This is a genomic window from Caldisericia bacterium, assembly GCA_026414995.1.
Classification (GTDB): Bacteria; Caldisericota; Caldisericia; order B22-G15; family B22-G15; genus JAAYUH01.
The window spans coordinates 51,848-65,638 of record JAOAHY010000003.1; the positions used below are offsets into that span (position 1 = coordinate 51,848).

The 13,791-nt window shown below is 26.2% G+C and carries 15 protein-coding genes; 2 read left to right on the plus strand and 13 right to left on the minus strand.

The window, feature by feature from the left end; genetic code table 11:
• Positions 1–14 precede the first annotated feature (14 nt).
• The 8 genes from N3D74_01950 to N3D74_01985 form a co-directional block, all read right to left on the minus strand.
• Complete coding sequence (locus N3D74_01950) at positions 15–443, minus strand: Gmad2 immunoglobulin-like domain-containing protein (GenBank protein ID MCX8094944.1); 429 nt, start codon at positions 441–443, stop codon at positions 15–17.
• A 44-nt stretch (positions 444–487) separates the two neighbouring features.
• Complete coding sequence (locus tag N3D74_01955) at positions 488–961, minus strand: GerMN domain-containing protein (GenBank protein MCX8094945.1); 474 nt, start codon at positions 959–961, stop codon at positions 488–490.
• A gap of 64 nt (positions 962–1,025) precedes the next feature.
• Positions 1,026–1,697, minus strand: a complete 672-nt coding sequence (locus N3D74_01960) for a hypothetical protein (GenBank protein MCX8094946.1) — start codon at positions 1,695–1,697, stop codon at positions 1,026–1,028.
• Positions 1,669–1,947, minus strand: a complete 279-nt coding sequence (locus N3D74_01965) for a hypothetical protein (protein MCX8094947.1) — start codon at positions 1,945–1,947, stop codon at positions 1,669–1,671. Before N3D74_01965 ends, N3D74_01960 begins: the two co-directional genes overlap by 29 nt.
• Before the next feature lie 3 nt (positions 1,948–1,950).
• Positions 1,951–3,120 (minus strand): AAA family ATPase, encoded by a 1,170-nt coding sequence (locus N3D74_01970; protein ID MCX8094948.1) that lies wholly within the window; start codon positions 3,118–3,120, stop codon positions 1,951–1,953.
• A complete protein-coding gene (locus tag N3D74_01975) occupies positions 3,095–4,879 on the minus strand; it encodes an ATP-binding protein (protein MCX8094949.1) in 1,785 nt (594 codons plus the stop codon). The genes N3D74_01970 and N3D74_01975 overlap by 26 nt, the downstream gene beginning before the upstream one ends.
• The gene (locus N3D74_01980; GenBank protein ID MCX8094950.1) at positions 4,876–5,889 is read right to left on the minus strand and encodes a DNA double-strand break repair nuclease NurA; all 1,014 of its coding nucleotides are present in this window, start codon (positions 5,887–5,889) and stop codon (positions 4,876–4,878) included. The genes N3D74_01975 and N3D74_01980 overlap by 4 nt, the downstream gene beginning before the upstream one ends.
• A complete protein-coding gene (locus tag N3D74_01985; protein MCX8094951.1) occupies positions 5,855–6,817 on the minus strand; it encodes a metallophosphoesterase in 963 nt (320 codons plus the stop codon). Before N3D74_01985 ends, N3D74_01980 begins: the two co-directional genes overlap by 35 nt.
• Before the next feature lie 58 nt (positions 6,818–6,875).
• On the opposite strand from N3D74_01985, the gene N3D74_01990 reads away from it, so the two are divergent.
• Positions 6,876–8,450 (plus strand): NAD(P)H-hydrate dehydratase, encoded by a 1,575-nt coding sequence (locus N3D74_01990; GenBank protein MCX8094952.1) that lies wholly within the window; start codon positions 6,876–6,878, stop codon positions 8,448–8,450.
• Positions 8,447–9,385: an NAD(+) synthase gene (nadE, locus tag N3D74_01995; GenBank protein ID MCX8094953.1), complete on the plus strand. Its 939-nt coding sequence runs from the start codon at positions 8,447–8,449 to the stop codon at positions 9,383–9,385. The genes N3D74_01990 and nadE overlap by 4 nt, the downstream gene beginning before the upstream one ends.
• On the opposite strand, the gene N3D74_02000 is transcribed toward nadE, so the two are convergent.
• The 5 genes from N3D74_02000 to upp are packed head-to-tail and all read right to left on the minus strand — an operon-like array spanning position 9,375 to position 13,767.
• Positions 9,375–9,845 (minus strand): DUF4330 domain-containing protein, encoded by a 471-nt coding sequence (locus N3D74_02000; GenBank protein ID MCX8094954.1) that lies wholly within the window; start codon positions 9,843–9,845, stop codon positions 9,375–9,377. The genes nadE and N3D74_02000 overlap by 11 nt on opposite strands.
• Complete coding sequence (gene murA, locus N3D74_02005; protein ID MCX8094955.1) at positions 9,821–11,083, minus strand: UDP-N-acetylglucosamine 1-carboxyvinyltransferase; 1,263 nt, start codon at positions 11,081–11,083, stop codon at positions 9,821–9,823. Before murA ends, N3D74_02000 begins: the two co-directional genes overlap by 25 nt.
• Positions 11,070–12,170, minus strand: a complete 1,101-nt coding sequence (wecB, locus tag N3D74_02010; GenBank protein ID MCX8094956.1) for a UDP-N-acetylglucosamine 2-epimerase (non-hydrolyzing) — start codon at positions 12,168–12,170, stop codon at positions 11,070–11,072. The genes murA and wecB overlap by 14 nt, the downstream gene beginning before the upstream one ends.
• Entirely contained in the window at positions 12,167–13,132 is a 966-nt protein-coding gene (locus N3D74_02015) for an undecaprenyl/decaprenyl-phosphate alpha-N-acetylglucosaminyl 1-phosphate transferase (protein ID MCX8094957.1), read from the minus strand. Before N3D74_02015 ends, wecB begins: the two co-directional genes overlap by 4 nt.
• The gene (upp, locus tag N3D74_02020) at positions 13,129–13,767 is read right to left on the minus strand and encodes a uracil phosphoribosyltransferase (protein ID MCX8094958.1); all 639 of its coding nucleotides are present in this window, start codon (positions 13,765–13,767) and stop codon (positions 13,129–13,131) included. Before upp ends, N3D74_02015 begins: the two co-directional genes overlap by 4 nt.
• Positions 13,768–13,791: the final 24 nt, after the last annotated feature.

Consider the following 13,791-nt stretch of genomic DNA (forward strand, 5'->3'; position numbering starts at 1 on the left):
ACAAAAGTAATATATTATGGAAAGTAGACAGGGATATATAGTTCAAATTGATTTTCTTTTAAACCACTCGGATTTGCTCTTTCAAAAACGATAAATCCTCTTTTTGTTTTTCCAAAATTTATATTTATATACTTTTCAAAAGATACAAAATTTTCTGTCATCCAGTTATCTTTTGTTTCAATATAATCTGTTAATAATACATTTCCATTTTCATCGATTATTTTTATTGGAAAGGTTGCTTCAAAGAAAAAGTAGCCTTTTGCTTTTCCTTTAATTAAAACTGGATTTTGAATTTTCTCATATGGTTTAGGTTTTTCTACCATTATCAAATTTTCAGCATCTTTAATTTTTTTGAGAGTTAAATATCTTTGGTAAAAATTTAAGACAAAAATTAAAATAATTATAATAATTAAAATAAGTATTATTTTATTTGTATATTTCATTTATTTCTCCTTATAAAAACTTTAAATTAACAAATAAAATTATTTTAAGGTTGAAATAGATCTTCTGGTAAAAATTTAACTACTTTAACTTCATTGAATTGTTTTGCAGTATATTCAATTTGAAGCCATAAAATTTTTGCCCTACATGCACCACCTGATGATTTAAAGTATGGATCATCAAAAGTTAAAGTAAGGACTCCATTTTTTAATTCGCTTTTAACTAATTTAAAACCTTCAAGTGGAAATTCTGTTGTTATTCCTTTTTTCTTTTCTTCATCTGTTAACTTACCTTCAATCAATAGTTTAATTGTTTCTTCAATTATATTTTCACTTTTAATTTTTCTTTCAACTGGAACAAGACCTTTTTCGCTACATAAAATATTTCCAGAGGCATCTTTGTCGAGTTCTGGATTATAGTAATAAAGTTTTACTGTTTTTTCTTTTTGAGCACATGCAGAAAAAGAAAAATTTAAACCTAGTAATAAGATTAAAAGAATTAAAATTTTTAATATCCTCATATATCCTCCTTTAAGATTAATATATTATATTAAACAATTTAAAATAGAAAAAGTTTCACAAATTTTATATTTCACCAATTTCTTCAAAACTTTTAATTTCCTGAACTTTACTTTCTCCATTTTCTTGAGTTATATAGAAAATTTTATCTCCTATTTCCATTAAAATTCTATCATGGGTTATCAATATAATTTGCCTATTTAAATATTCACTTATTGATTTAATAAAATCACCTATTTTTCTTTTACTTGCTTCATCAAGAAAAGTTAATGGTTCATCTAAAATTAAAGGACCCTCAAATTTAGGATTTAAGCTTTTTTCGAGAATGCTTATCCTTAATGCAAGAGAGATTATTTGACTAACAGTTCCACCACTTGTATTTAATGGATCTCCTTCAAATTCAAACTTTTTAGTGATTTTTTTAATAAGAGGTTTTGCGACTTTTTTATTTCTCTCATCTTCGAGTTCAATTTTAAATATAAGGTCATCAAAAATCTTTTTAAGTGCCTTATTAACAAGAGATTCTATTCCTTCCATTGTGTTTTTTCTTACTTTTTCATAAGCATTTTTTAGAATTTCTTCACTTTTTTTTAAAATGAATCTTTTTTTTTCTATTTTTTTAAGCTCATCTTCTTTTTCAGAAATTTCTCTTTTTATCCTTTCTCTTTCACCAATTTTCCTTTCAACAATTTGATAAATTTTAAAAAAGTTATTCTCTATAATTTCTATTGAGTTCATTCTCTATCTCCTTTATTGAATGTTCAATATTTAAGATTTTTTCTTTTATCTCTGTTTCAAGTTTATTTATCTCTTCATTTAACTTTTCAACTGTCTCAATTCCATATTTCTCTTTAAGTTCAGTTAATATCTCTTCTTCTCTTTTTTTTAACGCCTCAAGTTTTCCTGTGAGTTCATCTCTTCTTTTAATAAGTTGCTTTATCTTTTGATGAATAGAATCAATTTTAGAGATAATATCTTCACTACTCATAATTTACCTCCACATTTTATTTAAATTATCTTTTATCTTTTCTTTTATATCTTCATCAATTTCTCTATTACAAACTGGACAAACCTTATTATTGAATATTAAATAAAAATATTCATCTATATTTATATCAATTTTATTTTGGATTTCATCGTATTCAATTTTTAAATTATTAATATCGCCTTTTAGTTTTAAGAAAGAAGTTTTAATATAATTGAGATTATTAAGTCTATCAATTTTTAATTTAATTTCAGAAGTTAATTCTTCTCTTAAATTATGTCTTTTTAAAATTTCTAAATCTTTTGAAATTTTTTCTAAATCACCTTTTAGATTTTCTAAATCTCTTTTTAAATTTCTTAAACTCATGAACTTTTCTTTTCTATCTATAAGAAAAATAATATCTTTTTCAATCGGTTCAACCTTTTTTAAAGAATTTAATTCTAATAAATCTATATCTTGAGCTCTTTTAATGTTAATCAATTCAATCTTTGTTTTTTCTAAAAAATTTTTTCTCTCTTCTATTTTCTTGAGACTAACAATTTCATTTTTTATTTTTATAAGACTCTCTTTCTTCTCGTCTATCCCTTCATAATTTTTGAGTAATACAACTTTTTCATCAATATCTTTTTTTATGTCTTTTTCTTTTCTATCTAATCTTTGTAGATCTACAAGAATTGAATTAATTGCTTCATCAAATACTTGTCCTCCTGATATTGTAAGTAAAGTTGAATGAATTGTTGATGGTGATTCATCAAGAAGATATATATTTTCCATCTGATCTTTAATTTGTGGGTTTAGTTTTTTTCCATTTTCAAGAGGAAGCGTTTTCATTCCAATTACTTTTTTTATTTCATCTGGTACATCTCTTCCAAAGTTTGAAAACTCTTTCTTGTTACCATTTGGATCAACTAAAACATATTTATTTACATTAACACCTCTTTCCCTAATAACTTTATATCCATTATCAAGTGTTATTGAAACAAAAGCACTCTGTTCATTTTGTCTAATAAAACTTGTACCTTGAGGTTCGTTAAAAAAGACCCATATTAGTGCTCTTATAATAGAGCTTTTACCACTATTTCCTTTACCTAAAAAAACATTGATTTTATCTGATAGTTCAATTTTTGTATATTTATGTGATTGGAAGTTTTTAATAATTATTTCTTTGATGTACATTTTTTAATCTCCAAATAGAGGTTATAGGATTTTCGTCTTTCTCAATTATACCTTCTAATTCAAGTTCATTTAAAATAATTTTAATCTCATTGATATCTTTAAAAATAACCCCACAACTTTCAAACTCTCTTAGAATTCTTTCAAAAAATATTTCTTCAATCACCCCTTCTCTTTTTAGGTAAGATAAAATAAACTCCTTTTTATCTTCTTTTTTCTCCTTGAGTTCTAAAAATGGATTTTTAGACGGAGGTGGATTTGTAAAAGTTTTTCTTACCCTAATTGGTATAGATCTTTGGAATATAGCAGAAGAAACAAAAGCATCACCTGTCTTTAAATATGGAAGCCTTCCAATATCAATATTTGTCAAATCAGTTTCTTTTCTAATTGTATCAAGATCAGTTTCTCTGACAGTTCTTAAGATAAATTTTGTTGAAAGTTGAGCCAAAATAGTGTCATCAAGAAGTGATGGTCTCTGTGTTGAAAGAATTAAAAATATGCCATATTTTCTTCCTTCTTGAGAAATTATTTTTAAAACTCTTTTTGATGGAATAAAATAAATTGATTCTTTTGGTGCAAAATTATGTGCTTCATCTAAAATAACAAAAAATGGAGGAAAATAGTCTTTTATTTCTCCTCTCTTTTCTCCATCTTTATAATCTTTTCTTTTTTCAACAATTTTCTCTAAGAAGAATGAGGCAAAAGTTTTAAGTGTTTCTAGTGAACCTTGAATTACAGCTATTTTCTCATTTTTAATCCAATTTAAAAGTTCTCTATCGCTTTTGCCAAATATATTTAATCTTTCAAGATGACTTAATTTTCTTAATACAGCCCTTGCACTAGTTCTACTTGTAATGTTTTTATCACTATCATCTTTACTTTTTTGAGCAAGGTTTAATAAATTCTCTCTAAAGTTACTTAAACTTTTTTCACTACCCATCATATAATATGCATTATAAATAACATCTTCTTGAGGAATTTCTATTTCGCCAATTGACTTAAAAAGGTTTTCTAACTCTCTTTCTGATATTTCAGAAAAATCAATTCCTGTATCTTCACCAACTGTAAAAACTTTAATATTTTTAATAATTTCATTTATCCCCTTTTCTTTTTCATTTAAAGTCGAAAAACTCATTTCAAAGTGAGGATCAAAAATAATTGCAGGATAACCAAATTTTGCTATCTCTTCAATTAAAACTCTTAAAAGAAAAGATTTTCCAGAACCTGAGCCACCAAAAATTCCAATGTGTGGATATTGAATCATCTCCTCTATTGTAAATACAAATGGTATTTCTCTTTGTTCTCTCTCTTTTCCATCTTCTATTATTTTGTATAAATTTTTCAATTTTGAAGGTAATTCATCAAAAAACCTATCACTATTTTTTATACCTCCAAGAATTAACCCCTTTTCTTCAACTTTAAAAATGTTTTTTATTTCTGAAAAATTTGCCCTTCTTGCTTTGCTTCCAACTTTTATTGGAAAAGGTGGTTCATCAAGAAGTTTAAGTTTAGCTATATTTATATCTTCTTTTTCAATATCAAATCCGAGTATTTTAAGGTGTTCTATAATTTTTTGGTCTCTTTCATTTTGAATATCTGGTCTTGGAAAAAATTTATTAAAAGTAAAAGATTCAACAATTTCTCCAAGATACTCTTTCTCCTCTATAACAAAAAAATAGTCTCTTAAAGAAAATCTTTCTTCTCTAGAAGCAATATAAACTTCAAATTGATTTGATTCTCCAACAACATATATCTCTTTCATCTTAGCCACCTTTTTAATTTAAATAATTTTTCAAGATATTCACTTTTTATAAAATTTTTTGAAATCAAAAATTTTTCTTCATCTGTTAATTTTACATCTTCATGAGACATGTCTCTAAAAATTGGTATTCCTCTTCCGTATCTTTCAGTAATAAACATTAGGAATGAAGCAATTTCTTTATATTTATAACTCCAAATGTTTGGAACCTCAAAAGAAATTGGAGAAGGATCTTTTGATAATCTTAAAAATGTTGTTGAAAAACCCTCTTTTCTTGAAGGTTTTTCAATATGTAACATCTCTCCCTCATTTAGATTTCCAATTAAAAGTTCTTTATCATGAACTTTTGTTGAATTAGGAGTATCTTCAAAAATACCCGATATAATAATACTTCCAATATCTTCAACTATTCCACATAATAAAATTCCATTTTCATTACAAATTTTGATTAATCTTCCAAATTCTTCCGGACACTCTCCTTTAAAATGAGTCAGAGATCCATCCATAAAAACAATATCTCCATTTTTTAGATACTGTATTGATTCTTTAGTTACTTCAATTTCAAGTTTTGCCATTAAAACATATCTTAGAGACTCTTCAACATAATTTATATTTGATAAGTTTAAGAATATATCATCTTTTTTATTTTGTTTATGATTAGTGAGCTTTTCTAACTTTTCTTTAAAGAGATTATAATCTTCTTCAATTAAAGGAGAAAAAAGGTCATACATAAATATTTTTATTTCAAGATTTGGTGAATAAGAAAGAGATCTAAATATGTAGTAATAGTGTGGAAAGGTGTTTCCAATTTTAGACATAGAGCCATCAACAAAAAAAGTATTAAATTTAAAATCTAATCCAAAAGATTCTATTTTTTCTTTATTTTTTAAAATATAATCTATAAAAATTTTGTTTTTTTCATCATTAAATAGATTTTCAATTTCAAAGTTCAGTTTTTTAAACTTTTCTTTAAAATCATCAATATTCTTTATATACTCTTTCTTTTGCTTCATAATACCTTTTTTTAACTTCTTCTTTTACTTCATTTTCAATATTTTCATTTTTTAATATCTCTTCTAAAATTTTTTCAGGATCAAGTAAGTTTCCAAAATTTTCATCTTTTAATGCTTTAAAATACTCAAGAAAAGAGATATCAGAATTAATTATTGAATCAATTTTTATTTCAATTTCCTCTCTTTTTTTAACATTTTTTAGTTTTATTAATTCAACTTCTACTTTTCCATTATCAATTTTTAATAAAGCAACTTGTGGAATTCTATCGAATTGTGTTTTTGAATCTCTTGCAACACTCCCAGGTGAGATAAATATTTTTCCATTTATCTCTCTTATTCCATATCCATCATGATAATGACCTACAAGAAAAATATCTCCTTCGCTTTCCCTTGAAACTTCTTCAAGAGAAAGATAAGGAAAATTTGCTTTAAATGGGAGTAAATATGCATGAACAATTATGATTAAGATTTTATTTTTGTCTTTCTTTTTAATTCTATGAAATTCAATATTAGAATCAACTCCATCTTTATAGTTAATTCCTCTTATTTCAATATCAGTATCAAAAGGAGGGAAAGTTTCTTCATCATTTAAAATTTTTAAAACTTTAGCTTCTTCAAGCATTTTAACTGCCTTTTTTTTGTATGTTTCAGGATTTCTTCCTTCAATATCATGATTACCAACTATGCCAATAATTGGTTTTGAATTAAATTTCTTTAAGGTTTGTGTTAAAAGTATTGTTACTTCATAACTAGGAGATGGTCTTGTAAAAAAATCTCCACCAAATAAAACATAATCAACATTTTCATTATTTGCAATTTGAGATATCTCTTCTATTTTTGTTAAAATTGATTTAAGATAATCATCTTTTCTTGATGAAATAGGTTCTTCTTGAAGATGTGTATCTGTAAAGAAAAGTATTTTTTTCATAATTTAATTATAACTAATAATTTTTTGGAAATAAGATAAAATAAATTTGGAGGAATATATGAAAGTTGTGGATACAGAACAAATTAAAGAATTAGATAGAAGAGCAGTTGAAGAGTTTAAAATAAATCCAGAAATTTTAATGGAAAATGCTTCTTTAAGTGCTGTATATTTAATTTTGAAAAAAATAAATAATATTAAAAATAGACACTTTTTAATTTTTTGTGGAACTGGAAACAATGGAGGAGATGGTTTCGCAATAGGAAGAAAAATTCATTCACTTGGAGGAGATATAAAATTTATTTTACTTGGAGACGAAAATAAATTAACACAAGATGCAAAAGTAAATTTTGAGAGAGTTAAAAAAATTGGTATTACTATTTTAAATAATCCAGACATTAAAATTATAAAGTATGAGTTGGAAAATTGTGAAATAGTAATCGATGCAATATTTGGAACAGGATTAAAAAGAGAAATTGAAGGATATATAAAAGAGGTTATAGAATTAATAAATAATTCAAAAAAATTTATTTTAAGTGTTGATATTCCTTCAGGAATAAATGGAGATAATGGAATAGAAATGGGTATTTCTGTCAATGCTGATGTTGTAGTAACATTTGGTCTTCCAAAAATAGGAAATTTAATTGAAGATGGCTCTGAGAAGACAAAAGAACTTTATCTTTCATATATTTCATATCCTCAAGTTTTATATGAAGATGTAAACTCATCAGTTTTTATTAATGAACCAATTGAAATAAAGAATAGAAAAAAGAATACATATAAAAAAGATTATGGTGATACATTATTTATTTCTGGTTCTAAAAAATATTTTGGAGCACCCTACTTTTCTTCATACTCATTTTTAAAAAGTGGAGGAGGATACTCTAGACTTGCATCAGTTAAAGAAGTTATAAAATCTGTGAGCATTAATGCAAAAGAAATTGTTTTTTACTCTTTAAAAGAGAATGAGGATGGTACAATTTCAAAAGAGAATGAGGAATTTTTACTCAATCTATCAAAAGAAGTGAAATTTATTGTTATTGGACCAGGAGTTGGATTAAATGAAGATTTGGAAGAGTTAATTAAAAATCTAACTATAAAAATTGAAAGACCTCTTTTAATTGATGGAGATGGATTAACTTTAATTTCAAAAAATAAAGAGGTTTTAAAACAAAGAAAATTTCCAACAATATTAACTCCCCACTTGGGTGAATTTTCAAGGTTAACTCAAATTCCAAAAGAAACTTTAAGGAAAGAAAAAATTAGAATTTTAAAAGAATTTTCTAAAGAATATAATTCTTATGTTATTTTAAAAGGGTTTCACTCTTTAATTGCAACACCAGATGAAAGAGTTTTTATAAATTTGTCAGGAAATCCATGCATGGCAACTGCTGGAATGGGAGATGTTCTTGATGGAATAATTCCTGCAATGTATGGTATTGGATTTAATATTGAAGAAAGTATAAGGATGGGTGTTTTTGTTCATGGTTTTTGTGGTGACTTATTAAAAGAGAAATTTGGAGAAAATGGGGTTGTTGCAAATCAAATGATTGATTATTTACCTCTTGCATTAAAAGAGATAAAAGAAAATTTTGAGAGTGTTAAGAAAAAATATTCAATTGAGGTTATTTTATGAATTATTCTATTTTACCTCAAGAATTAAATTTTGACCCTAAATTTGAAATATCAAGAATCTCTAATTTTATTAATTCTTTTTTAAATAAATTAAATAAAAATAAAGTAGTTATAGGTCTATCTGGAGGAATAGATTCAGCAATCGTACTTAAACTTTTAACTCTATCTATTCCAAAAGAAAATATCTTTGCATTAATACTTCCTGAAAGAGATACAGATAAAAAAAATTTAATTGATGCAATAAATTTTGCAAAAGATCTAGGAATAAATTATAAAATAATAAACATTTCTAAAGTGTTATCAAAATTTGGTATCTATTTATCTGTGCCATATTTTATTCTCCCAACTAGAAAATTAAGAGAAAGTTATACTAGAAAATTATATGATAAATATAGAGAATTTTATGGAAAATCTCCGTTTTATCTTCAATATGATATTAATGAAGAATTATTGAAAAATAAGTGGTTTTTTAAAGGACTTGCTTATTTGAGAATAAAACATAGAATTAGAATGGTTACACTTTATTACAATGCAGATCTTATTAATGGAGTTGTGGTAGGAACTACTAATAAAACAGAGTATCTTCTTGGGTTTTTTGTAAAATATGGAGATTACGCATCAGATTTTGAGCCAATTATTCATCTTTATAAATCACAGATTTTTAAATTGGGAGAGTTTATAAGTTTACCAAATGTTTTTTTAAATAAAAAACCTTCACCAGATTTACTTCCTGGTATCGAAGATGAATTTTCTATGGGTTTAAATTATTTAGAAATAGATAGAGTACTTGTTAGATTTTTAAATAATTTACCTATTGAAAAAATAAGTGAAGAATTGAATATATCAATTGATTTGATTAAAAATTTATATGATGCTTATATAAAATCAGAGTTTTTAAGAAATCCTCCACCCAATGTTTTGAATTTTAGTTTATAGAGAGAACAACCCCTTTTAAAGCCCAAAGATCTGATTCAATAACAAGTTCATAACCAATTTTAAAAACATCTGTTCCATACTTTAAACTAGTGGATCTAAATGAAAATTTAATTATAATGTCTTTTAAAACAGGTTGTTCTGCAATAACAACTCTTCCATCAGAAGTTTCAACCCATTTTTTAGATGGTTCAATTTGTGGATCTTCTAAAATCTTTCCAAAAACTCTTCCACTTTTATCAACAATTCTATCTCCTTTTTTAACAGAATTTGCCATTTCAGGTGGAACTTCAAGAAGTTTTACAGTTATAATGTAATCTTTATAGGAAACTTGTTTTTTAACAAATAATGGTCTTATAAAATAAAACAAAACAATTATAATCAATAAAAAAACAACAATATCAAACAAATTGAAGAGTCCAAAAAGTTTAAAATTTTTTAATCCTCTATGTTCTCTTTCCATATATCTCCTCCTATTGCTCTTAATTTTTCATCAAACTTGAAATATCCTCTTTCTATATGATATATCTTTTTTACTGTTGTTTCATTTTCTGCAAAAAGACCCGCGATAACAAGTGCTGCACCTGCTCTTAAATCTGGTGCAACAACATCTGTTCCATAAAGTTTATTTACTCCTTCAACAAACAGAGTATTTCCTTCAACTTTTATTTTAGCACCCATTTTTCTTAATTCAGGTACCACATTAAATCTATTTTCAAAAACAGTTTCAGTAATGAGACTTACACCTTCTGAAACAGATGCAAGGGTTACCATTTGTGATTGTAGATCTGTTGGAAAACCAGGAAAAGGCATTGTTCTTATTTCAAAACTTTTTGTTCTTTTTTTAGATATAACTCTTAATTTTTTACCATTTTCAATTCTTAAATCAACCCCTATTTCTCTCAATTTGAATATAAGAGGTACAAGATGATCAAAAATTACAGGCTTAAGTGTAACATCACCACCATTCACTGCTACAGCAATTATAAAAGTTCCTGCTTCAACTCTATCAGGATAAAGAGAGTGATTTGTACCATGTAATTTTTTCTGACCTTCAATTCTGATACACCTTGAACCTGCTCCTTCAATTTTTGCACCCATTGAATTTAAAAATTCTGCAAGTTCTACAATTTCTGGCTCTTGAGCCGCATTTTCGATTATAGTCTCTCCAGGAGAAACAGAGGCAAGAAGCATAATATTTTCTGTTGCACCAACAGAAGGATAGTCTAAATAAATTTTTTCTCCCTTAAGTTTCTTTACACTCCCTTCTATTATTGAGCCAATAGCATTAACTTCAGCACCTAGAAGAGAAAACCCTTTTAAATGAAGATCAATTGGTCTTGACCCAATATGACATCCTCCTGGAAATGGAAGTTTAACTTTTCCAACTCTTCCAAGAAGAGCACCAACTAGGGTTAAACTACCTCTTAATTTACTAGCGTTTTCATTTGTTATTTCATAATTTAAATTTGTTGCTTCAATATAAATTGTATCTTCATCAATAAATTTAGCTTTTACTCCTATTGACTTAACAACATCTAACAAAGTTACTATATCAAGTAATTTTGGAACATTTTTAATAATTACTGGTTCATCTGTTAAAAGAGAAGCAGCAATAAGAGGTAAACAACCATTTTTTGAACCTTGAACATTCACTTCACCTTTAAGTTTTTTTCCACCTATTATTTTATACACTTCCATAAAGTTTCTCCTTTAAAATTAGTTTTATTCTCTCAGACGCTTTTCCATCTCCAAAAGGATTAAAGTCAATTTTTGGTTTAAATCCCTCTCTTAATAACTCTTCAACACCTTCAATAATTCTTTTTTCATCTGTTCCCACTAGTTTTACAAAACCAAATCTTATGGCCTCTTCTCTTTCAGTTTCATTTCTAAGTAGAAGTAGAGGTTTTTTAAGAGTTGGAATTTCTTCTTGAATTCCGCCAGAATCAGATAATACAAGGAAAGATTTTTTCAATAAATGTATAAAATCAATATAATTTAATGGTTCAATAAATAAAACATTTTTTATGCCTTTTAAAATTTTAAATTTTTCTCTAACTATTGGGTTTTTGTGAACAGGTATTACAAAAAATAGTTCATTGTATTTTTGAGAAAGAGTTTTTATTGCATTTGCAATTTTTGGGATACCACTATCCCAATTTTCTCTTCTATGTGCTGTGACTACAACAATTTTTTTATCTTTAGGCAAAGGAATATCAAAAATTGGATCAAGATTTAAAATTTTTAAAAGTGCATCAACAATTGTATTACCAGTTACAAAAATATTTTCTTCATTTACTCCTTCACTCAAAAGATTTTTTTTAGCATCCTCAGTAGGTGCAAAGTGAAATTTCGCAAGTTTTCCTATTAAAGTTCTATTCATCTCTTCGGGAAAAGGGTAATAGATATTTTTTGTTCTTAAACCAGCTTCCACATGAGCAATTGGTATTTTATTGTAAAAAGAGACAAGGGAAGCGACAAAAGCAGTCGTTGTATCTCCTTGAACAATTGTTAAATCAAATGATTCATTTTTAACAATTAAAGATAACTTTTCAAGAATTTTTTCTGTTATATGTTCTAATGTCTGTTTTTCAACCATAATCTTTAACGAGTAATCAACTTCTATTTTAAAGATATCAAGTAGTTCATCAACCATTTCTTTATGTTGTCCTGTATTAACAATTTTTAATTCAAAATTATTGTCTTTCTTAAGTTCATAAATCAAAGGATATAATTTTATTACCTCAGGACGAGTTCCAAAAACAATAAGTGTTTTAATTTTTTTCATAGAGAAAATCCTTTAATTAATAGAAATGAAAGAAGTGAGAAAAATAGTGTTAATATGTATAAAATAATAATAACCTCTTTCTCTTTAAATCCACTATACAATAATTTATAATGAATGTGATCCATATCTGCCTCAAATATACTCTTTCTTCTTATAATCCTTCTTAGAATTGCTGAAAATGTATCAAGAATTGGAAATCCAAGAGCAAGAACTGCAACAAGAAGAATTACTGAAGTAGTTGTTTTAAGTGCTCCCCAGACAGCAATTTCACCAAGAAGGAACCCAAAAAGAAGAGCACCTGAATCTCCAAGATATATTTTTGCAGGTGGAAAATTAAAAACAAGAAAACCTATAGCTATTCCAGCAACAGCAAAACATATTATAGAAACAATTATATTTCCTTTTAAAATCGCAACTAAACCTAATGTTGTTGAAACAATTGAAACAATTCCAGATGCAAGACCATCAAGTCCATCAATGATATTTATTGCATTTGTTATTCCTGTGACCCAAAAAATTGTAAAAGGTATGCTTAATTCTTTTAAATAAAAATAACCACCTTTTGGATTTGTAATGAAATTAACCTTAACACCATAAAAAATTGGTATTAATGCGCCTAATATTTCTCCTAAAAATTTCATCCATGGTTTTAATTTAAATTTATCATCAATAAGGCCAACAGCAAAAATTAAACTTCCTCCAAGGAAAATTGATAAAAACTCTTTTGAATTATATCTTAAATAAATGTAAAGAAAAAGAAGAAGAAATGATATATAAATTGAAATTCCCCCACTTCTTGGCATCTCTTCTTTTTTAATTTTTTCTTTATCTCCTCTTTTTTCATGAGGTTTACTTATTATATTAAATTTTTTTCCTAAATAGATAGAAAGTGGAGTAAATGCTAGTGAAACAAAAAAGAAAATAATTAAATAATAAAAGTTAGGTAAAAAATTTTTTATCATTTTGTCCCAAACAATCTATCTCCAGCATCTCCTAAACCAGGAAGAATGTAACCTTTGTCATTTAATCTCTCATCAATTGCTATTGTAAAAATTGTTGTATCTTTATAATGTTTTTGAACATATTCTATGCCTTCTGGTGCAGAAACTAATGAGATAACATCAATATTTTCCAATTTTGCTCCTTTTTCAAGTAAAATCTCAATTGCTCTTACAATTGAACCACCTGTTGCAAGCATTGGGTCCAAAAGAAAAATTTTAGAATCAGATAAAGTTTCTGGAAGTTTAACATAATATGTTACAGGTTTTAGTGTTTCATGATCTCTATAAATTCCTATATGTCCTACTTTTGCATTTGGAATTAAATTTAAAATACCATCACTCATTATAAGCCCTGCTCTTAAAATAGAAACAACAGTTATTTTTGTTGATAAAATATAACCTTTTGCTTTGCCTAATGGAGTTTCAATTTCAATTTCATCAAGTGGAAGATCTCTTGTCATTTCATAAGCCATAAGCATTGAAACTTCTTTTACAAGTTCTCTAAATTCTTTTGGATTTGTATTTTTGTCTCTTAGATATGTTAATTTATGTTTTATCAATGCATGGTTTAAGAGTTTTACATTTTTATAATCCATCTATCCTCCTTTCGGTAAAATTAT